Source organism: Paenarthrobacter sp. NPDC089322, from assembly GCF_040684895.1.
Lineage (GTDB): Bacteria > Actinomycetota > Actinomycetes > Actinomycetales > Micrococcaceae > Arthrobacter.
Map to the genome: position 1 here is coordinate 64,121 of NZ_JBFBGW010000002.1, position 24,249 is coordinate 88,369.

General features: G+C 63.1%; 23 protein-coding genes. 13 read left to right on the plus strand and 10 right to left on the minus strand.

All coding sequences use genetic code 11. The annotated features are described in order from the left end of the window. Positions 1-29: 29 nt before the first annotated feature. From tpiA to AB0N65_RS02355, 3 genes are all read left to right on the plus strand, one after another. On the plus strand, positions 30-845 hold the full coding sequence (tpiA, locus tag AB0N65_RS02345; RefSeq protein ID WP_364157164.1) for a triose-phosphate isomerase: 816 nt from the start codon (positions 30-32) through the stop codon (positions 843-845). A gap of 36 nt (positions 846-881) precedes the next feature. Next, on the plus strand, positions 882-1,139 hold the full coding sequence (secG, locus tag AB0N65_RS02350) for a preprotein translocase subunit SecG (RefSeq protein ID WP_364157167.1): 258 nt from the start codon (positions 882-884) through the stop codon (positions 1,137-1,139). Positions 1,140-1,282: 143 nt separating this feature from the next. Further along, positions 1,283-1,678, plus strand: coding sequence for an RNA polymerase-binding protein RbpA (locus tag AB0N65_RS02355; protein WP_364157170.1), 396 nt, complete (start codon positions 1,283-1,285; stop codon positions 1,676-1,678). On the opposite strand, the gene pgl is transcribed toward AB0N65_RS02355, so the two are convergent. Genes pgl through tkt form a run of 6 tightly spaced genes read right to left on the minus strand, consistent with a single transcriptional unit; the run spans position 1,631 to position 9,856 of the window. Further along, complete coding sequence (gene pgl / locus AB0N65_RS02360; RefSeq protein WP_364157173.1) at positions 1,631-2,449, minus strand: 6-phosphogluconolactonase; 819 nt, start codon at positions 2,447-2,449, stop codon at positions 1,631-1,633. The genes AB0N65_RS02355 and pgl overlap by 48 nt on opposite strands. Further along, positions 2,439-3,380: a glucose-6-phosphate dehydrogenase assembly protein OpcA gene (locus AB0N65_RS02365; protein ID WP_364157176.1), complete on the minus strand. Its 942-nt coding sequence runs from the start codon at positions 3,378-3,380 to the stop codon at positions 2,439-2,441. Before AB0N65_RS02365 ends, pgl begins: the two co-directional genes overlap by 11 nt. Beyond that, on the minus strand, positions 3,377-4,933 hold the full coding sequence (gene zwf, locus AB0N65_RS02370; RefSeq protein ID WP_364157179.1) for a glucose-6-phosphate dehydrogenase: 1,557 nt from the start codon (positions 4,931-4,933) through the stop codon (positions 3,377-3,379). The genes AB0N65_RS02365 and zwf overlap by 4 nt, the downstream gene beginning before the upstream one ends. 15 nt (positions 4,934-4,948) lie before the next feature. Then, complete coding sequence (locus AB0N65_RS02375) at positions 4,949-6,580, minus strand: glucose-6-phosphate isomerase (protein ID WP_364157182.1); 1,632 nt, start codon at positions 6,578-6,580, stop codon at positions 4,949-4,951. Between the two features lie 5 nt (positions 6,581-6,585). After that, the gene (gene tal, locus AB0N65_RS02380) at positions 6,586-7,704 is read right to left on the minus strand and encodes a transaldolase (RefSeq protein WP_364157185.1); all 1,119 of its coding nucleotides are present in this window, start codon (positions 7,702-7,704) and stop codon (positions 6,586-6,588) included. Positions 7,705-7,735: 31 nt separating this feature from the next. Further along, positions 7,736-9,856 carry a transketolase gene (tkt, locus tag AB0N65_RS02385; RefSeq protein WP_364157187.1) on the minus strand — a complete coding sequence of 707 codons (2,121 nt, stop codon included), beginning with the start codon at positions 9,854-9,856 and terminating at the stop codon, positions 7,736-7,738. A 414-nt stretch (positions 9,857-10,270) separates the two neighbouring features. Between tkt and AB0N65_RS02390 the strand changes: the two genes are divergently transcribed. After that, positions 10,271-11,233: a heme o synthase gene (locus AB0N65_RS02390; RefSeq protein ID WP_364157190.1), complete on the plus strand. Its 963-nt coding sequence runs from the start codon at positions 10,271-10,273 to the stop codon at positions 11,231-11,233. Positions 11,234-11,505: 272 nt separating this feature from the next. Here AB0N65_RS02390 and AB0N65_RS02395 read toward each other — a convergent pair whose 3' ends face one another. The 3 genes from AB0N65_RS02395 to AB0N65_RS02405 are packed head-to-tail and all read right to left on the minus strand — an operon-like array spanning position 11,506 to position 14,202. Next, entirely contained in the window at positions 11,506-12,450 is a 945-nt protein-coding gene (locus AB0N65_RS02395; RefSeq protein WP_364157192.1) for a COX15/CtaA family protein, read from the minus strand. A 31-nt stretch (positions 12,451-12,481) separates the two neighbouring features. Then, on the minus strand, positions 12,482-13,246 hold the full coding sequence (locus tag AB0N65_RS02400) for an ABC transporter permease (RefSeq protein ID WP_364157194.1): 765 nt from the start codon (positions 13,244-13,246) through the stop codon (positions 12,482-12,484). Continuing rightward, positions 13,243-14,202: an ABC transporter ATP-binding protein gene (locus AB0N65_RS02405; protein WP_364157197.1), complete on the minus strand. Its 960-nt coding sequence runs from the start codon at positions 14,200-14,202 to the stop codon at positions 13,243-13,245. Before AB0N65_RS02405 ends, AB0N65_RS02400 begins: the two co-directional genes overlap by 4 nt. Positions 14,203-14,310: 108 nt before the next feature. Between AB0N65_RS02405 and AB0N65_RS02410 the strand changes: the two genes are divergently transcribed. From AB0N65_RS02410 to AB0N65_RS02440, 7 genes are all read left to right on the plus strand, one after another. Next, a complete protein-coding gene (locus AB0N65_RS02410; RefSeq protein WP_364157199.1) occupies positions 14,311-15,132 on the plus strand; it encodes a helix-turn-helix domain-containing protein in 822 nt (273 codons plus the stop codon). After that, a complete protein-coding gene (gene sufB / locus AB0N65_RS02415; protein ID WP_364157202.1) occupies positions 15,132-16,607 on the plus strand; it encodes a Fe-S cluster assembly protein SufB in 1,476 nt (491 codons plus the stop codon). The genes AB0N65_RS02410 and sufB overlap by 1 nt, the downstream gene beginning before the upstream one ends. A 2-nt stretch (positions 16,608-16,609) precedes the next feature. Continuing rightward, the gene (gene sufD / locus AB0N65_RS02420; RefSeq protein ID WP_364157205.1) at positions 16,610-17,917 is read left to right on the plus strand and encodes a Fe-S cluster assembly protein SufD; all 1,308 of its coding nucleotides are present in this window, start codon (positions 16,610-16,612) and stop codon (positions 17,915-17,917) included. A gap of 21 nt (positions 17,918-17,938) precedes the next feature. Then, positions 17,939-18,295 carry a non-heme iron oxygenase ferredoxin subunit gene (locus tag AB0N65_RS02425; RefSeq protein ID WP_364157208.1) on the plus strand — a complete coding sequence of 119 codons (357 nt, stop codon included), beginning with the start codon at positions 17,939-17,941 and terminating at the stop codon, positions 18,293-18,295. A gap of 43 nt (positions 18,296-18,338) precedes the next feature. Next, the gene (gene sufC, locus AB0N65_RS02430) at positions 18,339-19,124 is read left to right on the plus strand and encodes a Fe-S cluster assembly ATPase SufC (RefSeq protein ID WP_364157210.1); all 786 of its coding nucleotides are present in this window, start codon (positions 18,339-18,341) and stop codon (positions 19,122-19,124) included. A gap of 13 nt (positions 19,125-19,137) precedes the next feature. Further along, positions 19,138-19,470, plus strand: coding sequence for a metal-sulfur cluster assembly factor (locus AB0N65_RS02435; protein ID WP_021470428.1), 333 nt, complete (start codon positions 19,138-19,140; stop codon positions 19,468-19,470). 267 nt (positions 19,471-19,737) lie between these two features. Continuing rightward, positions 19,738-20,625 (plus strand): hypothetical protein, encoded by an 888-nt coding sequence (locus tag AB0N65_RS02440; RefSeq protein ID WP_364157214.1) that lies wholly within the window; start codon positions 19,738-19,740, stop codon positions 20,623-20,625. Between the two features lie 64 nt (positions 20,626-20,689). On the opposite strand, the gene AB0N65_RS02445 is transcribed toward AB0N65_RS02440, so the two are convergent. Then, positions 20,690-21,592, minus strand: coding sequence for a neutral zinc metallopeptidase (locus tag AB0N65_RS02445; protein WP_364157217.1), 903 nt, complete (start codon positions 21,590-21,592; stop codon positions 20,690-20,692). Positions 21,593-21,653: 61 nt separating this feature from the next. Here AB0N65_RS02445 and AB0N65_RS02450 point away from each other — a divergent pair, with 61 nt between their 5' ends. Continuing rightward, complete coding sequence (locus tag AB0N65_RS02450; protein ID WP_364157220.1) at positions 21,654-23,045, plus strand: AMP-binding protein; 1,392 nt, start codon at positions 21,654-21,656, stop codon at positions 23,043-23,045. Beyond that, the gene (locus AB0N65_RS02455; protein ID WP_364157223.1) at positions 23,038-24,249 is read left to right on the plus strand and encodes a thiolase family protein; all 1,212 of its coding nucleotides are present in this window, start codon (positions 23,038-23,040) and stop codon (positions 24,247-24,249) included. The genes AB0N65_RS02450 and AB0N65_RS02455 overlap by 8 nt, the downstream gene beginning before the upstream one ends.

Consider the following 24,249-nt stretch of genomic DNA (forward strand, 5'->3'; position numbering starts at 1 on the left):
ATTTATCAACGCATTTCTTTGGAGTTCATGTGACTACCTCTGCCAACGGCAACTTTGTCCGCAAGCCCTTCATCGCAGGCAACTGGAAGATGAACATGGACCACGTCCAGGGCATTACCCTGCTTCAGAAGCTTGCGTGGACCCTCTCGGACGCCAAGCACGATTACAGCCGCGTCGAGGTGGCAGTGTTCCCGCCATTCACGGATCTCCGCGGTGTGCAGACGCTCGTGCAGGGTGATGAGCTCGAGGTCGTCTACGGTGGCCAGGACCTGTCCCAGTTCGATTCAGGGGCTTACACGGGCGACATCAGCGGCCAATTCCTCAACAAGCTGGGCTGCGCCTATGTCCTGGTCGGCCACAGTGAGCGCCGCACTATCCACAACGAGTCCGACGACGTCCTGAACGCCAAGGTCAAGGCGGCCTTCCGCCACGGTGTTACTCCGGTGCTCTGTGTCGGCGAAGGACTTGAAGTTCGCCAGGCAGGCAACCATGTCGAGCACACGCTGGCGCAGCTACGTACCGGCGTTGAAGGTCTGACCGCCGAGCAAGCCGCGGACCTCGTGGTCGCCTACGAGCCGGTGTGGGCCATCGGTACGGGCGAAGTAGCTGGTCCCGGCGACGCCCAGGAGATGTGCGCCGCCATCCGCGCCGAGCTCGCGCAACTTTTCGACGAAACTGTTGCTGCAAGCACGCGCCTCCTTTACGGCGGCTCGGTGAAGGCGAACAACGCCGCGGCGATCATGGCTGAAAGCGACGTTGACGGCCTGCTTGTCGGTGGCGCCAGCTTGGACCCCGCCGAGTTTGCTAACATTGTCAGGTTCGAGAGCCACCTCGTTAAGGACTAGTCCGGCTCCCGTTTTCCGCTACTTCGAAAGGCCGTCGTGGACGTTCTTCAAGTTATCCTGCAGATCCTGCTGGGCGTGACCAGCCTTCTGCTGACCCTGCTCATCCTCCTTCACAAGGGACGTGGCGGCGGTTTGTCCGACATGTTTGGTGGCGGAATGAGCTCGGGTTTGAGCTCCTCCGGCGTTGCTGAGCGGAACCTTAACCGCTTCACGATCATCCTCGGCGTGACCTGGGGCATCGTGATCATCGGCCTCGGCCTCATCATGCGCTTTACTTCCGGCGGAGACTCCTAGCCTCCAGCGGGGCTCCCCAACATTTCCCGACGGCGGCACCATGGAATAGTGCCGCCGTCGAACCCCTCGCATTAGACTGGCCCTGTTGGCCGTAAGGCCTACGGGCCGTGACGGCCGACCACCGAGTCGCTAGGGGTTCGAAAATGGTTCATGGCACGCCTGGTTACCGTGGCACCCGTGTGGGTGTTGCACTGGGTTCCGCTCCGAAAAATCAGAGCGACCATAGCGATGCTGACCAACTGCCGCGGATTCGTGTTCCCTATTGGTGCGCCAAGGGACATGAGACGCGGCTTGTTTTTCTTAAGTTGCCTGACGATCAGATACCAAGGAACTGGGACTGTCCCAAGTGTGGCCTTCCCGCGTCAAGGGAGCCAGGGCACGCTGCGGCAACCCGGCCCGATGATGAGCTGTACAAGTCCCACCTGGATTACGTTAAAGAACGGCGCTCCAGCCAGGACGCGGAGATCGTCCTGGCTGGAGCGTTGGAGCGCCTACGCGCCCGCGGGGTCCTTCCGGACCAATTGCTGGGGGACACGTGACGCGGCGTTTTCGTCAATAAGCCACAACGTCCGTGAACGGCCGGCAGGGCCCGCTGCGGGAACCTGAACAGGATTGGCTCCTGCCAGGGCCAGTCCCACGGCACCGGCCTTGTCCTCGCCTGCCACCACCATCCAGATCTCTTGTGCCGTGTTGATTGCCGGCAATGTCAGTGAAATGCGCGACGGCGGCGGCTTGGGGGAGTTCTCGACACCCACCACGGTGCGGCTCTTCTCCCGGATAGCGGCCTGTTCAGGAAACAGCGAAGCAACGTGGGCGTCGGGTCCGACACCCAGCAGGAGGACATCGAAACGCGGTAGGTTGCCGGCCTCTTCCGGGCGATCGTCGGACATATCTGCCGCGTGTTCGCTTTCGGCCGCAGCTTTGAGACGGGCTGCATAGTCAACGGCAGCGTCGTCGGCTGTTGCGAAGTCATCGGATGAGCCGGGTTGGTGGACCCGCGCAGGGTCCACCGGCAGGTGCGACAACAATGCCTGGTAGGCCTGGCGGGTATTCCGGTCATCGCTATCCGCAGCGACGAACCGTTCGTCACCCCACCAGAAATTCACCCTTGACCAGTCGACGGCGGGAGCGGCGGCAGAGTCGGCCACCGCCTTCAGGGTGCCGATTCCGACGGTTCCGCCGGTAAGGACCACTGTGGCCTCGCCGTGTTTGTCCTGGACATCCACAAGCTTTGTGATGAGACGGGCAGCTATCGCCGCCATCAATACTTTGGAGTCGGGATGGATGCTTACTCTGGGCTCAGCGTGCACTGGTCTGGACTCTCCTCTGGCTGGTAAGTGGCAGTCCCATCGTAATCACTTCACCAAACACTTCGTCCGGATCGAGCCGGCGCAGTTCCTCGGCGAGGCAATCCTTCAGGCTGCGTCGCGGCAGGGTGATCCGCTGGGCAGGCTGACCGGGCTGCGTCAGTTCGGCCACGGAAAGCCCCGGGCGGAAGAGCTGGACGTCGCCGCTCGCGCGCGTCAGCCGCACGCGACGAATGCCGGTACCGGCCGGGTCCGCGACGATCGTGACCGGAGCCTGGAGCGCAAGACTCAGCCATGCTGCCAGGAGCAGTGTGCTGGGGGAGTCCGAGGCGCCCTCCACGGCCACGGCCGAGACAGGATCCCCGTCGACTTGGTCAAATACGGCTGCGAGTTGCATGCGCCAGTTCGTCAGGCGGGTCCAGGCGAGGTCGGTGTCGCCGGCTTTGTAGGTGGCGCGGATGTTCTCCAGTGCCTGGGCGGGGTCGGGCTCGTTCGCGGAGTCCGTGATCCGTCGGTGCGCGATCCGGCCGATGGAGGTTTCGCAGGCACTTTCGGGGGCGCCATGCGGCCACCACGCCACGATCGGGGCGTCGGGCAGCAGGAGGCCCGCGACCAGGGACTCGCTTTCGTGGGCCATTTGGCCGTAGCCGCGCAGCACGATCACCTCGGACGCGCCGGCGTCACCACCGACGCGGATCTGCGCATCCAACCGGTCCGGTGCTTCAACGCCTGCGTCTGCGAGGACGATGATCCGGCAGGGGTGTTCCCGGCTGGCTTCGTTCGCTGCCTCGATGGCGTCTTCTTCCTGCCCGGATTTGGTGACGACCACGAGGGTCAGCACACGCCCCAAGGCGATCACGCCGCCCTGTTCGCGCAGGGACATGATCTTCTTGGAGATCTTGGAGGTGGTTGTATCAGGAAGATCTACGATCATGGCCTTCTCCAGGTTCGTCCGTCACGGGCCAGGAGTTCATCGGCCGAGACCGGTCCCCAACTGCCCGGTGCGTAGGGTTGCGGTTGTTCATCCAGCCCGGCCCAGTAATCCTCGAACGGGTCCAGGATCTTCCAGGACAGTTCCACTTCCTGATGCCGCGGGAACAGCGGCGGCTCACCGAGCAGGACGTCCAGGATCAGCCGCTCATACGCTTCCGGGGAGGACTCGGTAAACGAGTGCCCGTACCCGAAGTCCATCGTCACATCACGGACTTCCATCTGCGTGCCCGGGACCTTGGACCCGAACCGGATCGTCGCGCCCTCATCGGGCTGAACCCGGATCACCACCGCGTTCTGGCCGAAGTCGTCCTCCCCATGGTCGCGGAAGAGCAGGTTGGGGGCGCGTTTGAAGACCACGGCAATCTCGGTCACGCGACGGCCCAGGCGCTTGCCGGCCCGCAGATAGAACGGCACGCCGTTCCAACGCCGGGTGTTGATGTCCACCCGGATCGCGGCGTAGGTCTCGGTCTTGCTGTCGGCGGGGATGCCGTCCTCGTCCAGATAGCCAAGGACTTCCTCGCCGCCCTGCCAGCCACCGGTGAACTGCCCGCGGGCCGAATGCGTCGAGAGGTCCTCGGGCAGCTTGACCGCGGCGAGGACCTTTTCCTTTTCCGCACGCAGGTCATCGGCGTTGAAGGAAATGGGTTCTTCCATCGCCGTGAGCGCCAGCAACTGCAGCAGGTGGTTCTGGATGACGTCACGGGCAGCACCCACGCCATCGTAATAGCCTGCACGGCCGCCGGTGCCGATGTCCTCGGCCATGGTGATCTGGACATGGTCCACGTAGTTCGCGTTCCACAGGGGCTCGAACAACTGGTTCGCGAAACGCAGCGCCAGGATGTTCTGGACAGTTTCCTTCCCCAGGTAATGGTCGATGCGGAACACTGCATCGGCCGGGAACACCGATTCGACGATGTCGTTCAGCTGCCGCGCGGACTCAAGATCATGCCCGAACGGCTTCTCAATGACCACACGACGCCACTGCCCGGGCTTGGCCTGCGCCAGGCCATGCTTGGAGAGCTGGCGGCAGACCTGTTCGAACGCCTTCGGGGGGATCGAGAGATAGAAGCCGTGATTGCCGCGGGTCCCTCGTGTTTCATCGAGCTCGTCAAGGACGTCGCCGAGACGCTCGAAAGCGTCGTCGTCGTCGAACTCGCCCTTTACGAAGCGGATACCGGAAGCCAACTGCTCCCACACCGCTTCGTCGAACTTCGTCCGGGCGTGTGCCTTAACGTTCTCCCGCACCTCGGCCGCGAAATCTGCGTTATCCCAATCGCGGCGGCCGAAGCCCACCAAAGCGAAGCTCGGCGGGAGCAGGCCGCGGTTGGCAAGATCATAGACCGCAGGCATGAGTTTCTTCCGGGCGAGGTCGCCGGTGACTCCGAAGAACACCAACGACGACGGCCCTGCAATTCGGTTCAGGCGGCGGTCCCGCGGATCCCGCAAAGGATTCCGCAGGCCCGCGCTCTTCCTGCCGATTTCAGTTTCTGGCATGTTCGGTTTTGTGCCTTAGCTTTCAAGAGCGCTGGCCTGCCCGGCCAACGCAGCGACGACTTCCTGGAGCTGGGCAACGCCAGCGGCACGCTCGGTGAGGTGCAGGCGCAACACGGGACGACCGTGGCCTTCGAGGACCTGGGCATCGCCCGAGGCCTGTGCAGCGATCAGCTCACCGAAGGTGAAGGGCCGCTCCGGAATTTCGAGGTCGGTGGATGACGCAGCGGTGATCTGCAGGAAGACGCCGATGGCGGGGCCACCTTTGTGGAACTGGCCTGTCGAATGCAGGAACCGCGGTCCCCAACCGAAGGTCACCGGACGGCCGCTGACAGCAGCCAGCTCGTCGCGGATTCCCTCCAGGGGAGCATGGGAAATCCGGTCCAGGTATGCCTGGACACTCAGGTATCCATCAGTGCCAAGCTGTCCCAGGAGAGCCTGGACAGCCTCCGCAGCGGTCGAGGCGGAACCCAGCCAGTCGCCACCGCGGACTTCCACCACGCCGTCGGTAAAGTTGGCGGGCGTGGGTTCCGGCCGGGCATCCAGCAGACCGCGGGCGGCTACCTTCGCTGCCTCGACGTCGGGCTGGTCGAACGGATTGATGCCCAGAAGACGGCCGGCAACGGCCGTGGCAAACTCCCACACGAACATCTGCGAGGCCAGGCCGCCAGCGACAGCAACTTCGTTTTCACGCAGTTCGACGTCGGCGTCCGCACCTACCAGCCGCACCACCAGGACGTCGTCGGCACCCTTAAGGGCCTCCGGCGAGTCCGGTCCGGCGACGACCGGGAGGACACCCGTGCCCAGCTTGCCCGTGGATTCGGCGATGAGTTGCTCTGCCCAGTCCGCGAAACCGACAATCCCGGAGCCGTCCTCGGCAATGACGATCTTGTTCCGCAGCGGATTGGTACCTCCCAAGGCAATCCCCAGTGCCAGGCCGATGTTGTCGTTGGAATCCTCATTGAGGATTTCGGCGGCTTCTTCCGCTTCATCTAGGAAGGCTTGGATGTCCACACCGGCCAGGCCACAAGGAACCAGGCCGAAGGCGGTCAAGGCAGAGAACCGACCCCCGACGTTCGGGTCGGCGTTGAAGACAGCGCGGTAGCCCGCTTCACGGGAAGCCTTGTCCAAGGGCGAACCCGGGTCAGTCACGATGATGATGCGGCTCTTCGCATCGATACCGGCGTCGTTGAACGCCTTCTCGAACACGCGGCGCTGGGAATCAGTCTCCACCGTGGAACCGGACTTGGAAGAAACAACGATCGCCGTTTCCTGCAACCGGTCAGCAAGGGCCGCACTGACCTGCTCGGGGTCGGTGCTGTCGAGCACGGTCAGCTCGACGCCGGCGGTGCCCGCGATGACCTCGGGAGCCAGTGAGGAGCCGCCCATGCCGCATAGGACGATGTGGGAGACACCTTCGGCCCGCAGTGCATCACGCAACTCCAGGATCCCTGCCACCAGGGGCTGCGAGACTGCCGCTGCCTCTACCCAGCCCAACCGGATAGCAGATTCCGATTCCGCGTCAGGGCCCCACAAGGTGTGATCCTTCGCGAAGATCCGGGTAGCGATCTTCTCATCGACCAAGCCGTCAATGTGCTGGGCAATAGCCTGCTGCGCGGCACCGCTGGCGTCGTAGCTGATTGTGCTCATGTGGGTTAGGAAGCCTTCCGTGCAGTGGCGAGGGCGCCTTCGACGTCGGCCAGGAGTTCCTTCCAGCTGGCCACGAACTTCTCCAGGCCCTCGGATTCGAGGAGTGCGACGACGTCGTTGTAGGAGACGCCCAGTGCTTCGAGCTTGTTCAGGACCTCGTTGGCTTCTTCGTAGGTGCCGCTGATGGTGTCACCCGTGACCACACCGTGGTCGAACGTAGCGTCGAGGGTCTTTTCCGGCATGGTGTTAACCACCCCGGCGGCAACGAGCTCGGTCACGTAAAGAGTGTCCGGGTAGGCCGGGTCCTTTACGCCTGTAGAGGCCCACAGGGGTCGCTGCGGGAGGGCGCCGGCCTCTGCCAGGACTGCCCAGCGTTCCGTGGAGAACAGCTCTTCGTAGACCTGGTAGGCCAGGCGTGCGTTGGCAACACCTGCCTTGCCCTTGAGGGCTTTGGCTTCCTCGGAACCGATGGCGTCGAGGCGCTTGTCGATCTCGGTGTCTACGCGGGAGACGAAGAACGAGGCCACGGAGTGGATCTTGGAAAGATCGTGTCCGTTATCCTTGGCCTGCTCCAAACCCGACTGGAAAGCGTTGATGACCGCGCGGTAGCGCTCGAGCGAGAAGATCAGGGTCACGTTGACGCTGATGCCGGCCGCGAGGGTGGCCGTGATGGCTTCAAGGCCTTCCAGGGTTGCCGGGATCTTGATGTGGACGTTGTCCTTGTTGACCTTGCCGTACAGGTGCTTGGCTTCGGCGATGGTGCCCTCGGTGTCCCAAGCGAGGCGGGGGTCCACCTCAATGGAGACACGGCCGTCCACACCGTTGGTGGCAGCGGCGATCGGAGCGAAGAGATCGCAGGCGTCGGCGACGTCCGTGGTGGTGATTTCGAAGATTGTCTCTTCAACGCTGGCACCGGCGGCTGCCTGCGCCGCGATGGTGGCGTCGTAGTCGGTTCCTGCAGTAATGGCTGCGTGGAAGATGGACGGGTTGGTGGTTACGCCGACCACGTTCTTTTCCTCGATGAGCTTCTGCAGGGTGCCGGTCTCAAGGCGGTTGCGTGAGAGGTCATCCAGCCAGATGGAAACGCCGGCGTCGGAGAGCTGCTGCGTGGGAGTGGTAGACATGTGATTTCTCCTGTAATGGGGTTTCAGACTGTTATGCGTCTGCGAGGGAGTCTTTGGCTGCGGCGGTGACGGCTTCGGCGGTGATGCCGAATTCGTTGAAGAGCCGCTTGTAGTCCGCCGAGGCGCCGAAGTGTTCCAGGGAGATCGAGCGGCCGGCGTCGCCGACGAATTCCCTCCAGCCCAGGGCCAGGCCGGCTTCGACGGACACTCGTGCCTTGACCGTGGCGGGGAGTACGGATTCGCGGTAGGACTCGTCTTGCTTCTTGAACCACTCCACGCAGGGCATGGACACCACGCGGGTGGGGATGCCTTCGGCTTGGAGTGCTTCGCGGGCGGCGACGGCGAGCTGGACTTCGGAGCCGGTGCCGATCAGGATGACCTGCGCGTCCACGGTGGCCCCGTCCCGGGAGGCTTCGGCCAGGACGTACCCGCCCTTGGCGACCCCGGCGGTGGAGGCGAAGGTGTCGCCGGTGGCGTCGCCTTCGCCGCGGGCCCAGGTGGGGATGTTCTGGCGGGTCAGGACAATGCCGGCGGGGTTTTCGTGGTTTTCCAGCATGGCCTTCCACGCCGCGGAGACCTCGTTCGCGTCACCGGGGCGGATGACGTCCAGGCCGGGGATGGCACGCAGGGAGGCGAGTTGTTCCACGGGCTGGTGCGTGGGGCCGTCTTCGCCCAGGCCGATCGAGTCGTGCGTCCACACGTACAGCGACGGAACACCCATGAGCGCGCCGAGGCGGATGGCCGGGCGCTGGTAATCGGAGAAGATCAGGAACGTGCCCGAGAACGCACGGGTCCTTCCGGCCAGGGCGATGCCGTTCACGATCGACGCGGCGGCGTGTTCGCGGATACCGAAGTGCAGCACCCGCCCGTACGGGTTGCCCTTCCACGCCTCGGTCGAACGCGAGGCCGGAATGAACGACGGGGACCCTTCGATGGTGGTGTTGTTCGACTCGGCCAGGTCAGCGGAACCGCCCCACAGTTCGGGCAGGACCGGGCCGATCGCGTTCAACACCTTCCCGGACGCGGCACGGGTGGACACGTCCTTGCCGGCCTCGAACACCGGCAGGGCAGCGTCAATACCGACCGGCAGTTTCTTCGCTTCGATGCGCTCCAACAAAGCAGCACCGTCCGGGTTGCCCTGCTGCCATGCCTCGAACTTGGCCTGCCAGGAGGCACGGGCCTCGGCGCCGCGTTCAACCACCTTGCGGGCGTGCGCCAGGACCTCCTCGTCCACCTCGAAGGACTTCGCCGGGTCGAACCCGAGCACACTCTTCAGCGCGGCGACTTCCTCAGCCCCCAGGGCCGAGCCGTGGATCTTGCCGGTGTTCTGCTTCTTCGGCGCCGGGTACCCGATGATGGTCCGCAACGAAATGATCGACGGCTTGGTCGTTTCGGCCTTCGCCGCCAGCAGCGCCGCGTACAGTTCCTGGACGTCCTCGACGTACTCGCCGGTCCGGGTCCAGTCCACCCGCTGGGTGTGCCACCCGTACGCCTCGTACCGCTTCAGGACGTCCTCGGTGAACGCGATGTCGGTGTCGTCCTCAATGCTGATGTGGTTCTCGTCATAAATCACCACGAGGTTGCCCAGTTCCTGGTGCCCGGCCAAGGACGACGCCTCGGACGTGACGCCTTCCTGCAGGTCACCATCGGAGGCGATCACCCAGATCGTGTGGTCGAACGGGGACTCGCCGGCCGGGGCGTCGGCGTCGAACAAGCCACGCTGGCGGCGCTGCGAATACGCGAACCCAACCGCAGAGGCCAGGCCCTGGCCCAACGGTCCCGTGGTGATCTCCACACCCGCGGTGTGCTTGTACTCCGGGTGACCCGGCGTCAGCGAACCCCACGTCCGCAAAGCCTCCAGGTCCTTCAACTCCAACCCGTACCCGGACAGGAACAACTGGATATACAACGTCAACGACGTGTGGCCGGGGGAGAGAATGAACCGGTCACGGCCAATCCACTCCGGGTTCTTCGGATCATGACGCATCAGCTTCTGGAACAGCAGGTACGCTGCCGGACCCAAGCTCATCGCCGTGCCAGGATGGCCGTTGCCAACCTTCTCCACAGCATCAGCAGCCAACACACGAACAGTGTCAACAGCCTTCTTGTCCAGATCGGTCCATGACAGTTCTTGCTCTTCCAAATGTGGCACGAAAACCGAGCCCCTCTCTGTGCTGACGGCAGGCGTGAAGACACGGCACGCAGGAAGCTCAGGATGGCGCCCGCTGCAATGTGTCTACCAGCCGTTCACCATTGAAACGTTGATCTCTCATCCAGACGCACGGATTTCCGAGAATACGGTTTCCCGGATTGTCGACGTGTGCTGTTCTGGTCAACAGCTTAGCCCCAAACGTGTCGTGGGACTCAGGGAATCCCACTTACTGGACAGAATTTCCCTTATATGAATCACGATGGCGCCGTGAAGGAGTGAAGTTTTGGAAACATTGGCGTATTTTGCGGACATCGGCGCGCATCCGGCCACGGTATGATATCTGGAGGCCAGCAGCGATTCATGCGCCCGGTTCCAGGACCGCACCGCTGCGAGAACCCCAGAGCATAGAACAGAGTGACTGCCGCCGTGAGCACAACCGACACGCCCCTCAACGCGTCCCCGGCCCGGGGAAGCATCGGAATTTCCCGTAAGTTCAAGGCGTATCTGGCTCTCACAAAGCCCAGGGTCATTGAGCTGCTTCTGGTGAGCACCCTGCCCACCATGATCTTCGCCCAGCGCGGTTTCCCCTCCATTGGCCTGATTCTTGCAACGCTGGTGGGCGGCGCTTTCGCTGCAGGCAGTGCGGGCGTTTTCAACTGCTACATCGACCGCGACATCGACAAATTGATGCACCGCACCGAAAAGCGCCCGCTTGTCACCGGAGAAGTGACCCCTCGTGAGGCCCTTGTCTTCGCTTGGGTCCTGGGCGCCGCGTCCATAGCAATACTTTGGTTCGGAGCCAACCCGCTGTCCGCATGGCTTGGTCTCGGCGCGATCGTGTTTTACGTCGTCATCTACACGATGATCCTTAAGCGCCGAACCGCACAGAACATCGTCTGGGGCGGTGCAGCCGGTTGCTTCCCGGTCCTGATTGCCTGGGCCGCCGTTACCAACACCGTCGAGTGGCCCGCGATCGTCCTGTTCATGGTCATCTTCCTCTGGACGCCCCCGCACTACTGGCCTCTCTCCATGCGCTACGGCGAGGACTACCGCAACGCCAACGTGCCCATGCTCGGTGCCATTGCAGGCGCCAAGGTGGTTTCTGTGCAGGTGGTCCTCTACGCGTGGGCCATGGTTGCATGCTCGCTCCTGATGATCCCTGTTGGCGGTGCCGGCTGGGTCTACACCATCGCCGCCGCGGCTGCAGGTGCCTGGTTCCTTTACGAGAGCCACGCCTTGTACAAGCGCGCGCAGGGCGGTGACGTCTCCAACAAGGGCGCCATGAAGGTCTTCCACGGATCCATCAGCTACCTGACGTTGCTCTTCATTGCCTTGGCAGTGGATCCGTTCGTCGGTTCGCCAATCATCGGCGGCTAGCCTCAGACGGCTCCCCCCCAACGATAAGTACGACGTCGGCGCTCGCACGAGTGCCGACGTCGTACTTTCTACCCCCAACCCTCGCTCACCAAACGCCCCTTTGGGCTGATCCCCTCTCCCACTGCGTGGCGGACAAAGGCCTGAAAGTGGCACGGGCCGGCCTGTGGATACGGATAGGAACTGTTCCGAGGAGCGCAACTGCTGGGTAGGGCGTGCCGGACAGATCGGACGGGAACATGACGTGGCCGATGCCACGACGTGGGTCGCCCGGCCTACTTGAGGGGGGCCGACTTCGCCAAGTCCGCGGCGTTGGTCGCCGCACTCATAAGCAGGGCAGCGCCGAGCATGTGGGCGCCCACCAGGAGGGCCGGAATGCCGTTGTAATACTGGGTGAACCCGATAACGGCCTGCAACGCTGTCACGGCAAGCAACAGGTAGGTACCGGTGCGGAACGGGCCCGCGATCCGATGCCGGACCACGAGGTACACCGCAAAAACAGTACCCGCGGTGATGAGGTAGGCCGGAATGGCGTGGATGTGGGAAAAGAGGTCCCAGTCGAGGTTGTTGCGGGGCGCGTCCGCGTCTCCGGCATGGGGACCTGCCCCGGTGACAACTACCCCAAGCATCACAGCGATGGCGGAGAACGCGGCAACGGCCATCATGACAGGACGGGCGACGGAGGGCAGCGCCGGCAAGGACCGGTTCATGAAGTGGCCGGTCCTCCCGAATGCACGGTTTACCAGCAGAGTCGCGAAGACGACCAGGGCCATGGACACCAGGAAGTGCAGCCCGACCACCCACGGGTTGAGTCCGGACAGGACCGTAATGCCGCCAATCACGGCCTGGGCCGGGATGCTGGCGAGCAGTCCGACTGCCAGCAGGAACAGGTCACGCCGCTCTTTGCGAAGGTTCCACAAGTACACAAGCATGAGTGCAGCCACTGCGGCCAGTGCGAAGGTGAGCAGACGATTGCCGAATTCGATGAATCCGTGGATGCCCATTTCCGGCGTGTTGACGAGGGAGTCAGCCGTGCACCGCGGCCAGGTCGGGCAGCCGAGGCCCGATGCGGTAAGGCGAACGGCACCGCCGGTGACAACCAGGACTGTCTGGCCGATGAGCGAGAGGACAGCCAGACGGCGGATGGTCCGGTTGACCTCGGTCGGCAGCTTTGATGTCAACCGCTGGACGGTCTTCGGTAGGCGTGATGCCGTGCTCACAGTTTCTCAGTCCTCAGTTCTTCTTGTTTGGTCAGTTCCACTTGAACCAGCGAATAGCGGCAGCGCCTGCCAGTAGGGTCCACAGCAGTAGCACCAGGACTCCGGCGAGGGGGACGGCGCCCGTAAGGAATGCATCCCGCAGTGCCTGCCCGAGCGCTCCGGACGGAAGGAAGTGGACTATGCCTTGCGCCGCTGCGGGGAGTCGTTCCGCAGGAACCACGATGCCACCCAGCGCACCCAAGAGAATCCACAGCAGGTTGGTGATAGCCAGGGTTGCTTCCGGCCGCACCGTTCCGGCCACGAGCAAGCCCAGTGCCGTGAAGGCTGCGGCGCCCAGGACAAGCAGCCCAAGACCCGGAAGCCATGCCTCCGGCCGCGGCTGCCAGCCAAGCAGTCCCGCCACCACGCCAACTACCAGTACTTGAAGGAGCAGCACCACGAGTACAGCCAGGATCTTGCCCGCAATGAGTCCACCCCGTCCCAGCGGCGTGGTGGAAAGGAACCGCAGCACGCCATAACGCCGGTCAAACCCGGTCGCGATACCTTGACCGGTAAAGGCCGTGGACATGGCACACAGGGCCAGGATTCCGGGGGTAGCAACGTCAACCCGGGAACCCCCCAGGCCATCCAGCAGGGGAGTGACTGTAAGTCCCGCCAAAGCAAGCAAGGGCAGGACAATGGCGAGAATCAACTGCTCGCCGTTACGGAGCATCGCGATGGTTTCGTACCGGCCCTGCTGGAGTATGCGCCGTGGCAAGGAAGCGGCACCGGCGGGAGCGGAGAGTAGCTTGCTCATCGGAGGTCCCTTCCGGAAATATCGAGGAAAACATCTTCCAGGCTGCGAGCCTCCAGCCGCAACGAGGCCGGCATGATGTCCCGCTCCGCCCACCAGGCTGCCAAGGAGGCAAGATCCTGGGGAGTCATGGAGCCCGTCACGGAGTAGCTGCCGGCCCGGGTCTCGAGGACTCTCAGGCCACTGCCAAGGACACCGGTGAAGTCAAGACCTGCGGGGGCGTCGAAATACAAGGTCCTGTCAGTGATGTCTGTTGAATGGTCTTGCCGCAGGAGCTCTGCGACTGTCCCCTCGGCGACGTTGTGGCCGCCGTCGATGATGTAAACGTAATCGGCCAGCCGTTCGGCGTCGTCCATCAAGTGCGTGGTGAGCACGATGCCCATGCCAGCGTCGCGGAGTTCAGCGATCAGCTCGAACACTATTTGCCGCGACTGCGGATCCAGTCCAGCGCTGGGTTCGTCGAGGAAGAGGATTTCGGGACTGCCCACCAATGCCGCAGCGAGGGCGAGGCGCTGTTTCTGGCCGCCGGAAAGGCGTCGAACGGTGGTCCTGCTGAACTGGTTGATCCCAAGACGCTCCACCAGGGCGTCGACGTCCATGGGGTTGCGGTACATCCCGGCGATGTGACGCAACAGCGGGAGCGGCCGGGCCGACGGCGGGAGGCCGCCGTCTTGGAGCATGACACCTACGCGGGCCCTGAGTTCGGCGCCCGCGGTGTCCGGATCGGCGCCGAGCAGCGAAATGCTGCCTGCGGTCCGCTTTTGAAGACCCTGCGCACATTCCAGGGTGGTGGTCTTGCCGGCGCCGTTGGCTCCCAGGAGCGCCGTGATCTGTCCCCGCTCGGCGACCAGAGAAAGGCCACTGACCACCCTCAGCATTTTGCCGTCCAGGGAGGCCAGGGGGCCAACGTCTTTTACGAGTCCGTCTATGGTGAGGACTGGGGAGTCGGGGGATCGCACCACAGTATTCTACGGGAAGTAGTACGGTCACACTTGGCCGGAGCTAAGGTCAGTCTTGCCTTACTGGAGGCATGAAACAAATTACGACATGATTGTGTTGTGTATTCCATGAGCAGTCCAGTTTCCATGCCCTCAAAGCGGCATGCTGCAGCGGCGGAGGCCCTCGTAGCTTCGCCTGCGCTGCCGGACGCCGAGGACCGCACACGCGACCGCGTCCTGAGCGCAGTGTTGGAGAACGGTCCTGTGAGCGCGGCTGAGTTGGGCGACCTGCTCGGTTTCACCCCCGCAGCGGTCCGCCGCCACCTGGATCACCTCGAACGCAACGGCGTCATTGAAGTCAAGCGCGTGGCCAAGGCCGGAGCAGGTGCGGGGCGTCCCGCCCGCCGGTACGTCCTGAGTTCGCAGGGTCAATCCAAGCTCGGCGACGACTACCTGAATATCGCAAGCTCCGCGCTTCGGCGCCTTCAGGAAATCGCCGGCGAAGAGTCCGTGCGGCAGTATGCCGAGGAACGTTTCAGCGAACTCGAAAAGCGCTACACACCGGAGGTGGAGGCAGCAGGAGAGGACATCACTGCCCGTGCCATGGCTTTGTCCAAGGCCCTGAGTCGCGACGGCTATGTGGCCTCGGCCCACTCCATCCAGGCCAAGGCACCATTGCCCGCCGAGTTCTCCAGCGTCCAGCTCTGCCAGGGACACTGTCCCATCCAGCAGCTCGCTGCGGAGTTTCCGGTTTTTTGCGACACGGAGACCAAGGTCTTCTCCCGCCTGGTTGGCGTCGATGTACGGCGTCTGTCCACGCTGGCGCAAGGCGGTCACGTCTGCACCACCCATATACCTACCGGGCGACCAGCTGCCACGGCATCCCCAGATACCGCCGAGCAGCCCGGAATCCCGTACCAGGAATCAAACAACCAGCAAGAAAGGCCGTGATGACGGGTCAATTAGCTGAAGGAACAGCGGAGAAAGCGGTAGCTGACGGCACTGTGATCTCGGAGATTCTCGAAAAGAATCCCGAACTGCACGGTATCGGCAACTACGAGTACGGCTGGGCCGACAAAAACGATGTGGGCGCCAACGCCCGTCGTGGCCTCGACGAGGAGGTCGTCCGGGACATCTCCTCCAAGAAGAACGAGCCCGAATGGATGCTCGACCTTCGCCTCAAGGGCCTGAAGTACTTCGACCGCAAGCCCATGCCCACGTGGGGTGCAGACCTCTCCGGCATCGACTTCGACAACATCAAGTACTTCGTGCGTTCCACCGAGAAGCAGGCTGCAACGTGGGAAGACCTGCCCGAGGACATCCGGAACACCTACGAGAAGCTGGGTATCCCGGAAGCTGAGCGCAACCGGCTCGTTGCCGGCGTGGCCGCACAGTATGAGTCCGAGGTTGTGTACCACCAGATCCGTGAGGACCTCGAAGCGCAGGGCGTCGTCTTCCTGGACACTGACACTGCGTTGAAGGAACACCCGGAGATTTTCCAGGAGTACTTCGGCACGGTCATCCCGGTGGGCGATAACAAGTTCGCTTCGTTGAACACCGCCGTTTGGTCCGGTGGTTCCTTCGTGTACGTCCCGAAGGGCGTCCACGTCGAGATCCCGCTGCAGGCCTACTTCCGTATCAACACGGAAAACATGGGCCAGTTCGAGCGCACGCTGATCATCGCCGATGAAGACTCCTACGTGCACTACATCGAGGGCTGCACCGCCCCGATCTACACGTCCGACTCGCTGCACTCGGCAGTTGTGGAAATCGTCGTGAAGAAGGGCGCACGCGTCCGCTACACCACCATCCAGAACTGGTCGAACAACGTCTACAACCTGGTCACCAAGCGTGCCATCTGCGAAGAAGGCGCCACCATGGAATGGATCGATGGCAACATCGGCTCCAAGGTGACCATGAAGTACCCGGCCGTCTACCTCGTTGGCGAGCACGCCAAGGGTGAAACGCTGTCCATCGCTTTCGCCGGCGAGGGCCAGCACCAGGACACCGGTTCAAAGATGGTGCACATTGCTCCGAACACCAAGAGCTCCATCATCTCCAAGTCCGTAGCACGTGGCGGTGGCCGCGCCGCGTACCGCGGCCTGGTCCAGGTCCGCGAAGGCGCCAAGCACTCCGCCAACACGGTCCGTTGTGATGCCCTCCTGGTGGACACCATTTCCCGCTCGGATACCTACCCGTACATCGATATCCGCGAGGACGACGTCGTTCTGGGCCATGAGGCAACCGTTTCCCGCGTCAGCGAAGAGCAGCTCTTCTATCTGATGTCCCGCGGCATGCCGGAGGACGAGGCCATGGCCATGATCGTGCGCGGCTTCATTGAGCCGATCGCCCGTGAACTGCCCATGGAATACGCCCTTGAGCTGAACCGCTTGATTGAACTTCAGATGGAAGGATCCGTCGGTTAACAATGACTGATATCACTACTGAGAAGGCACGCATCGGCGCGCCTTCGGCACAACCGTTTATCGACGGCTTCACCGAGGAAGGCGAGAACCTCTCGCCGATCAACACCGGTTCAAGCACGACGACGACGCAGCCTTCCGCTGGTCCGCTCGCCGGCGCTTCGGCCAAGGGACATTCGCACGGCGGCGGCGTCGGCGTTCCGGACAGCTCCCGCGCCGGTCGCCTCACGTCTTACGAGTTGGATGCCTTCAAGGCACTGACGGGCCTCGAAGAAGACTGGCGCTTCACGCCGCTGCGGCGCCTCCGCGGACTCCACACCGAGACCTTGGAAGGTGCAGCTCCGGCAGTTTCTGTGTCCGCGCCTGAAGGCGTCACGATTGAAACTGTGGGCCGCGATGACTCCCGGATCGGTTCCGCCGGCATCCCGGAAGACCGCGTCTCCGCCAATGCATGGGCCCACTTCAAGGAAGCCACCGTCATCACCGTTCCCGCGGAAGCTTCCCTGGAGTCCGAGGTCACGGTCACGTTGGCGGGCGCCGGAGCGGACGCTTCAGCCCAGCACATTGTGGTCGTCGCCCAAAAGTTCTCGAAAGCTGTTCTCGTCCTCTCCCACGAGGGTTCTGCAGTGGTCTCCGAGAACGTCGAAATCGTCCTTGAGGACGGCGCCGAGCTGACCGTTGTTTCTCTGCAGGAATGGAATGACGACTCCGTTCACGCTTCCTCGCAGCAGGCCAAGATCGGTCGCGACGCCAAGTTCAAGCACATCGTTGTCAGCCTCGGCGGCGACCTCGTGCGTGTTACCCCTACCGCCCGCTTTGCCGCCCCCGGCGGCGAGGTGGAACTGTTTGGGCTGTACTTCGCCGATGCCGGCCAGCACCTTGAGCACCGTACGTTCGTTGACCACGCCCAGCCCAACTGCGTGTCCAACGTCCTCTACAAGGGTGCGCTGCAGGGGAAGGGCGCTCACACCGTATGGGTGGGCGACGTCCTGATCCAGAAGCAGGCTGAAGGCACTGACAGCTACGAGAAGAACCAGAACCTCGTGCTGACCGACGGCTGCCGCGCGGACTCCGTTCCTAACCTTGAGATCGAGACCGGCCTCATTGAAGGCGCCGGACACGCGAGTGCGACCGGCCGTTTTGACGACGAGCACCTGTTCTACCTCATGGCACGCGGCATCCCGGAAGACGTTGCCCGCAGGCTTGTGGTCCGTGGCTTCCTCAACGAGATCATCCAGAAGATCAACGTTCCCGCCATCGAGGAACGTTTGACCGACGCCGTTGAGCGCGAACTCGCCGCAACGGACAACTAGCCAGAGGCAGTCAGGACAACCATGAGTGAACAACCCCAAGGCGAGCTGGTGTGCAGTGCCAATGACATCCAGGTCAAGCAGGCGCTGCGCATCCTGATCGATGACTACCCCGTAGCGATCGTGAAGGACTCGATGGGCGAAATCCATGCCATCGGGGACACCTGCTCCCATGCGGACATCTCGTTGTCCGAAGGCGAGGTGGAAGGCTGCGCCATCGAGTGCTGGGGACATGGTTCCCAGTTCGACCTGCGCAGCGGACAGCCCCTCCAGTTGCCTGCCTACGACCCCGTCCCTGTCTTCGCCGTCACCATCGATGGAGACGACGTCTACGTGGACGTGACCAACGTTGTGAACGGCGCCCCGGTCAACAACTACTGAGCGCCCAGTACCGCCAGACTTACGAACGGAAAGAAAGAAGAGCATGTCTACTCTTGAGATTAAGGACCTGCACGTCAGCATCGAGACGGAGCAGGGCACCAAGGAGATCCTGAAGGGCGTCAGCCTGACGATCAAGACCGGTGAGACCCACGCCATCATGGGTCCCAACGGTTCGGGCAAGTCCACCCTGGCTTCGACCATTGCCGGGCACCCGCGTTACACGGTGACCAGCGGCAGCATCACCCTCGACGGCGAAGACGTCCTCGAGATGAGCGTGGATGAGCGCGCCCGTGCAGGCGTGTTCCTTGCCATGCAGTACCCGGTAGAGGTACCGGGTGTCACCATGACCAACTTCCTGCGCACCGCCAAGACGGCCATCGACGGTGAAGCTCCTGCGCTCCGCACCTGGACCAAGGATGTCAAGGCTGCCATGCAGCAGCTGCGCATCGATGCCGACTTTGCACAGCGCAATGTCAACGAGGGCTTCTCCGGCGGCGAGAAGAAGCGCGTCGAGATCCTTCAGCTCGAGCTCTTCAAGCCGAAGTTCGCAGTCCTGGACGAGACCGACTCGGGCCTCGACGTCGACGCTCTCAAGGTTGTGTCCGAGGGTGTCAACCGTGCCCACGCAGAGGGCAACATGGGTACCTTGCTCATCACCCACTACACCCGCATCCTGCGCTACATCAAGCCCGACTTCGTACACGTCTTCGTTGACGGCAAGGTCGTGGAAGAAGGCGGCCCGGAGCTCGCAGACCGCCTTGAAGAAGAGGGTTACGACCGCTACGCCGCAGGTGCCGGTGTGGCCGTTGCTCCTGCCGTACAGGCCTAGTTAGGATCGTTCCATGACCGAAATCAACGCGGCGCGTACCAGCCTCGAGGATGTCGAGGAAGCGCTCAAGGACGTCATTGACCCGGAACTCGGCGTCAATGTAGTGGACTTGGGCCTGCTCTACGGCCTGAAGTACTCGGACGAAGACGGTGCCCTCCTCATTGACATGACGCTGACGACTGCGGCTTGCCCGCTGACGGATGTACTTGAGGAGCAAGTGGGCAAGTCCCTCGATGGCATCGTGGATGATTGGCGCCTGAACTGGGTGTGGATGCCGCCATGGGGTCCGGAACGGATCACCGACGATGGTAAGGACCAGATGCGGGCCCTCGGCTTCAACATCTGACCACCGATCTTTGCCCATCGGGGCACCAAGAAATGGTTCCCGGCGCTCTGCCGGGAACCATTTTTTGTGCCCGGGATGCCGCTTGACCACCGGGAACACCTACACTTCAGGTCCGGCCCGGAGTAGAATCCCGCCATCTAGGCGCAGTCGCCACCCCTTTCGGTCCCCTGACCCGGGAGGGCGGCAGTGTCTACTGGCTGGGGAGTGGCCGCATAACTGCGCTTTAGGTGCTGCTAATATCACTACTCGTTGATCAGAGGCACTCCCATGAAAGCCAGATACGCCATAACAGGAGTTATTGCGATTGCCACCGCGGGACTCCTGGCCCCACCCGCGTCGGCGGCTCCTCCAGCAGGTAGCCAGCTCTCCGGAGCCATCTTCACCACGGATGCCAGCGGTGAACCGGTGAACCTGAACATCTATCCGACCAAAGAGTCCGTTTACCTGAATGGCGGTCCCGGCATCAACGCCCCGGATGATGCGGCCGGCCTGCCGGCGGGAGATTACTACTTCCAGGTGACCGACCCGTCGGGTAAGGAGTTGCTCTCCTCGGACGACATCAGTTGCCGGCAGTTCACTGTGAACGGCTCCGGCGTCATCGTTGGCGTCGTCGATACGAACTGTGAACATGCAACCGGCGCCGACGGTGAAGACGGCGGGGCCACGGTCCAGCTGTTCCCCTACGACGACACCCCCAACAACGGCGGCGTTTACAAGGTCTGGGTCACTCCGGTTGATCAGTATGACTGCGATGCCGCCGGGAACAAGAACTGCTTCGTTCCGCGCTACAGCAAGGTGGACAACTTCAAGGTCCGTCACGAACTGATCGTTGAAATCGATGTCCGGTTCTTCAAGAACAATGTTGCCTTGGATGGCTATGCGGCCGAGTGGACCGACACCAACGGTGCAAGCAACATCAAGTTCTCGGAGTGGGACCCGTCCGTCAACGCATACCACGAGGCACACTTCGAAGCCACAGAACCGGGCCGTCATTCGGTCAAGGTAACCAGCCAGGACGGCTGTGCCTTGTCGACCGTGACCGCGCCGGACGGTTCGACGGCAAAGGTCAGGGGCAATAGCTCTGTTGTCACCTTTAACGTTGCCAACCACACGAGTGGCGCGCACACCTACTGGGTTGACGTCACCTGCAAGTAGTTAAACGAACCGGCCCGGACTGAATTGGTCCGGGCCGGTTCCATGTCAGGTGACGGGCAGAGTCCTAGGGAGCGGCGACACCAAAGGTGTCACACTTATTGATGTCTCCGGTGGAATACCCCTGATAGAACCATTTCTGCCGCTGCTCGCTGGAACCATGGGTCCAGGACTCCGGCGAAACGCGACCCGTGGCTGCTTCCTGGATCCGGTCATCGCCGACAGCGGAAGCAGCGGACAAAGCGTCCTGCAGGTCCTGCTCCGTGAGGGGGTCCAGGAATGGCTTGCCGGTCGCCGGATCAGCCTGGGTGGTGGCGTGCCGCACCCACAGGCCTGCAAAACAGTCCGCTTGGAGCTCCACTCGGACGGCACCGGATTGCGGCCCTTGAGGGTCCTGCTGTGCCTGATCCAACGTCCCCAGGATGTTTTGGACGTGGTGCCCGAATTCGTGCGCAACCACGTACTCCTGGGCAAGCGGTCCCCCCGATGAGCCAAAGCGGGTCACGAGATCGTCGAAGAACCCCGGGTCGAAATACGCCGTGGTGTCAGCGGGGCAGTAGAAAGGCCCCACCGCACTGGTGGCCGAGCCACAGCCGGTGTTCGTAGCCTGGCTGAAGATGACGGTTTCGGGCCGGGGATATTGGACGTTGTAGTCGGCGAGGTAGTCCGGCCAGAACGCGTTGAGGCTGTTGACCGTACCCAGGATCCTGCAGTCGAGGCGCTTGTCCGCATCGGCACCGGTCTTGCACTCCTGCACACCGCCAGTGGCGCCGCCACCTTCGACGGCGGGTGGCTGGCCACCGCCGGTGAGGTCCCCGAGGATATTCGGGTTGACGCCAAGCAGGACGAGCAACAGCGCGACGATGCCGCCGCCAATCCCGCCGCCGATCTTCGTTCCGCGGCCGATGCCACTGCCACGTCGGTCTTGTACTTGGGATGGATCGAGCTGTGCACCGTCATTGAAACTCATACAGCCAGAATAGACGTCACCATTGGTGACCGGTGGCGGACACTGCCGTAAAATTGGCTGGATGCCTTTCCTGGACAAACTGCAGCTCTGGGCCGACGAGTACCCTCACGACACCGCCGTCGTTGTAGGCAGCCGTCGGCTCAACTGGGCGGAGCTTCGCGATGCCGCAACGGGCCATCTCAGCGCCGCCGCTGCCACAACTGTGCTCGCCGAGCCAAACTCTGTCGGCTTCGTCGGGAAGTATGCGGCGGCCGTGGCGGGGGAGCGCCGCTGTGCTGTGCTGGATCCACAGTGGCCCCAGGCAATGATCGACGAAGTATCCTCACGAATTGTCCAACCGGTCATCGCGACCGGGGACGAACTGGTGGATGGCGATCCTTCCAGCACTTTCCTGATTGGCCTGACATCCGGAACGACCTCCGTGCCCAAGGCCTTCACACGTTCCCGCCGATCCTGGCAGGTATCGTTCAAGGCTTCCATTGAGTTCTTCGGGCTCACGCGGGACGACCGGACCCTCGCACCCGGTCCGCTGTCCGCCTCCTTGAATCTCTACGCCTTGTCCGAATGTCTGTATGCGGGCGCCGCCTGCCACACGCTCGAGAGCTTCGATGTCGGCGACGCCCACGCAGCCATTACGCACGACGGCATTACCCGACTGGTCCTGGCCCCTACGATGCTGCGTTTGCTCAGTGAGCGCGGTCTTGCGGGAGACGTGGACGCTTCCGGAATCCGGAGCATCATCTGCGCCGGTTCCAAGCTCGATGGCCGTACTCTGGAAGCCGCCCGCCGCTGGGCACCCAACGCAGCCATTTACGAGTACTACGGCGCCTCGGAACTCAGCTTCGTTTCCGGAACAAGGCTGGCTGCCGGTGAACCTTTGGATATCGGTGGCACGGGAATCGGTGCTCCTTTTCCCGGGGTGGAGCTGAGAATCCTGGATGATTCCGGCCGTGTACTCCCGGACGGAGCCCACGGGAACATCAGCGTGCGCAGCGGCATGGTCAGTAACGGCTATTTGTGGGGCGACGACGGCCAGGCCCTGCGCTGCCTCGATGGTTGGTACACGGTGGGCGACCAAGGCTATATGGACAACGGCACCCTGCACATCCTGGGTCGCAGGTCAGACATGATCATCACCTCCGGCAAGAACGTCTATCCGCACGAGGTCGAGCTGGCGTTGGCTTCCGTGCCGGGCATTGAGACCGCAATTGCCGCAGGCGCCCCGGACGATATCCGGGGCCAAAAGGTGATTGCCGGCGTCGTACCCGCCTATGGGGCCGTGACGGCAACGCAACTCCGCACCGGCCTGGATGGCTTGTTGGCGCGGGACAAGTGGCCGCTGCAGTACTTCGTACTTTCCGAGGTGCCCATGACGGACCGCGGCAAGGTCAGCCGCAAAGTGCTTTTGGATTGGATCAAGAACCACGACGCGCGGGCCAAACCCCTTGGCTAGCATCCGTCAGGCGGTAACAGCGCGCGACGAATCCCGCCAGCCAGTGATTATTGCAGCGCGCAGGTCGCCGAACTGCCGCGCGAACGGCCAGCTCAAGCATCTTCGCGCGCCCGGGCTTTTGGCCCCTGTCCTGGCTTCCTTGCTGGATTCGACCGCTGCCGACCCTGCCGACGTTGATGACGTCATCATCGGAAACGCCGTTGGTGGCGGCGGCAATGTTGCCCGCTTTGCCGCGCTGGAAGCCGGACTGCCCGTCACGGTTCCGGGCATCACAGTGGACCGCCAGTGCGGATCAGGCCTGGACGCCATCGCTTTTGCGGCTCAGCTCGTCGCGGCGGGCGGCAATCCATTGTTCCTCGCCGGCGGTGTGGAAAGCATCAGCACCGCTCCAGCGCGCGCCAACAGAAACGACGACGGCGGCCTGGACTTCTATTCGAGGGCGCCCTTTGTGCCGCTCGCGTACGGCGACCCGGATATGGGCGTCGGCGCGGAAAACGTTGCGGTCACGTTCGGCGTCAGCAGGGAACGCCAGGACGAGTACGCGCTCCGCAGCCATCAGCGCGCACTGGCTGCGGCCGCTGCCGGCAGGTTTGTGGACGAGATCGTTCCGCTGCAGGGCACGGACCACCTTGTAGACGCAGACGACGGCCCCAAGCCTTCGCTGCGGGCGCCGCTGATGGCAAGGTTCCCGGCTGCGTTCGTCCCCAACGGTACTGTCACCGCAGCAAACTCGTGCTTCGACGCGGACGCTGCCTCCGCCGTCGTGATGACGTCCGTGGAGCGGGCACGGGCCATGGGCGCGATCGACGGGTTGCTCGTCCTGGGGTGCAATACCAGGGGAGTGGACCCGCGACTTCCGGGGATTGGCGCCGCGCATGCCGCCGAACGACTGCTGAAGGGGCATGGCGTCAGCGTGGATGGCGTGGACCTTTTCGAGTTCAACGAGGCTTTCGCTTCACAGACGATTGCATGCCTGGACCACCTTGGAGTCGATCCTGGGCGGGCGAACCTTGAGGGCGGAGCCTTGGCTTTGGGTCACGGTTATGGTGCTTCCGGGGCTGTTCTGGTCACGCGCCTCTTTGCGCAGTCAAGGAACCGGTACCGGGAGTCGGGCCAAGGATCGCTTTGCCTTGCGATGATCAGCAGCGCAGGCGGCATGGGCACGGCCGCACTCCTGCAGCATGCGCGCTTCCAACCCGGCTGA

Excerpts from the sequence above, each read along its gene's own strand:
- sufC (WP_364157210.1), top strand. The coding sequence starts at position 18,339 with ATGTCTACTCTTGAGATTAAGGACCTGCACGTCAGCATCGAGACGGAG.
- AB0N65_RS02375 (WP_364157182.1), bottom strand. The coding sequence starts at position 6,580 with ATGAGCACAATCAGCTACGACGCCAGCGGTGCCGCGCAGCAGGCTATT.
- AB0N65_RS02400 (WP_364157194.1), bottom strand. The coding sequence starts at position 13,246 with ATGAGCAAGCTACTCTCCGCTCCCGCCGGTGCCGCTTCCTTGCCACGG.
- AB0N65_RS02450 (WP_364157220.1), top strand. The coding sequence starts at position 21,654 with ATGCCTTTCCTGGACAAACTGCAGCTCTGGGCCGACGAGTACCCTCAC.
- sufD (WP_364157205.1), top strand. The coding sequence starts at position 16,610 with ATGACTGATATCACTACTGAGAAGGCACGCATCGGCGCGCCTTCGGCA.
- sufB (WP_364157202.1), top strand. The coding sequence starts at position 15,132 with ATGACGGGTCAATTAGCTGAAGGAACAGCGGAGAAAGCGGTAGCTGAC.
- AB0N65_RS02440 (WP_364157214.1), top strand. The coding sequence starts at position 19,738 with ATGAAAGCCAGATACGCCATAACAGGAGTTATTGCGATTGCCACCGCG.
- AB0N65_RS02410 (WP_364157199.1), top strand. The coding sequence starts at position 14,311 with ATGAGCAGTCCAGTTTCCATGCCCTCAAAGCGGCATGCTGCAGCGGCG.
- AB0N65_RS02445 (WP_364157217.1), bottom strand. The coding sequence starts at position 21,592 with ATGAGTTTCAATGACGGTGCACAGCTCGATCCATCCCAAGTACAAGAC.
- AB0N65_RS02355 (WP_364157170.1), top strand. The coding sequence starts at position 1,283 with ATGGTTCATGGCACGCCTGGTTACCGTGGCACCCGTGTGGGTGTTGCA.
- tal (WP_364157185.1), bottom strand. The coding sequence starts at position 7,704 with ATGTCTACCACTCCCACGCAGCAGCTCTCCGACGCCGGCGTTTCCATC.
- zwf (WP_364157179.1), bottom strand. The coding sequence starts at position 4,933 with ATGCCAGAAACTGAAATCGGCAGGAAGAGCGCGGGCCTGCGGAATCCT.
- AB0N65_RS02435 (WP_021470428.1), top strand. The coding sequence starts at position 19,138 with ATGACCGAAATCAACGCGGCGCGTACCAGCCTCGAGGATGTCGAGGAA.
- AB0N65_RS02425 (WP_364157208.1), top strand. The coding sequence starts at position 17,939 with ATGAGTGAACAACCCCAAGGCGAGCTGGTGTGCAGTGCCAATGACATC.
- AB0N65_RS02365 (WP_364157176.1), bottom strand. The coding sequence starts at position 3,380 with ATGATCGTAGATCTTCCTGATACAACCACCTCCAAGATCTCCAAGAAG.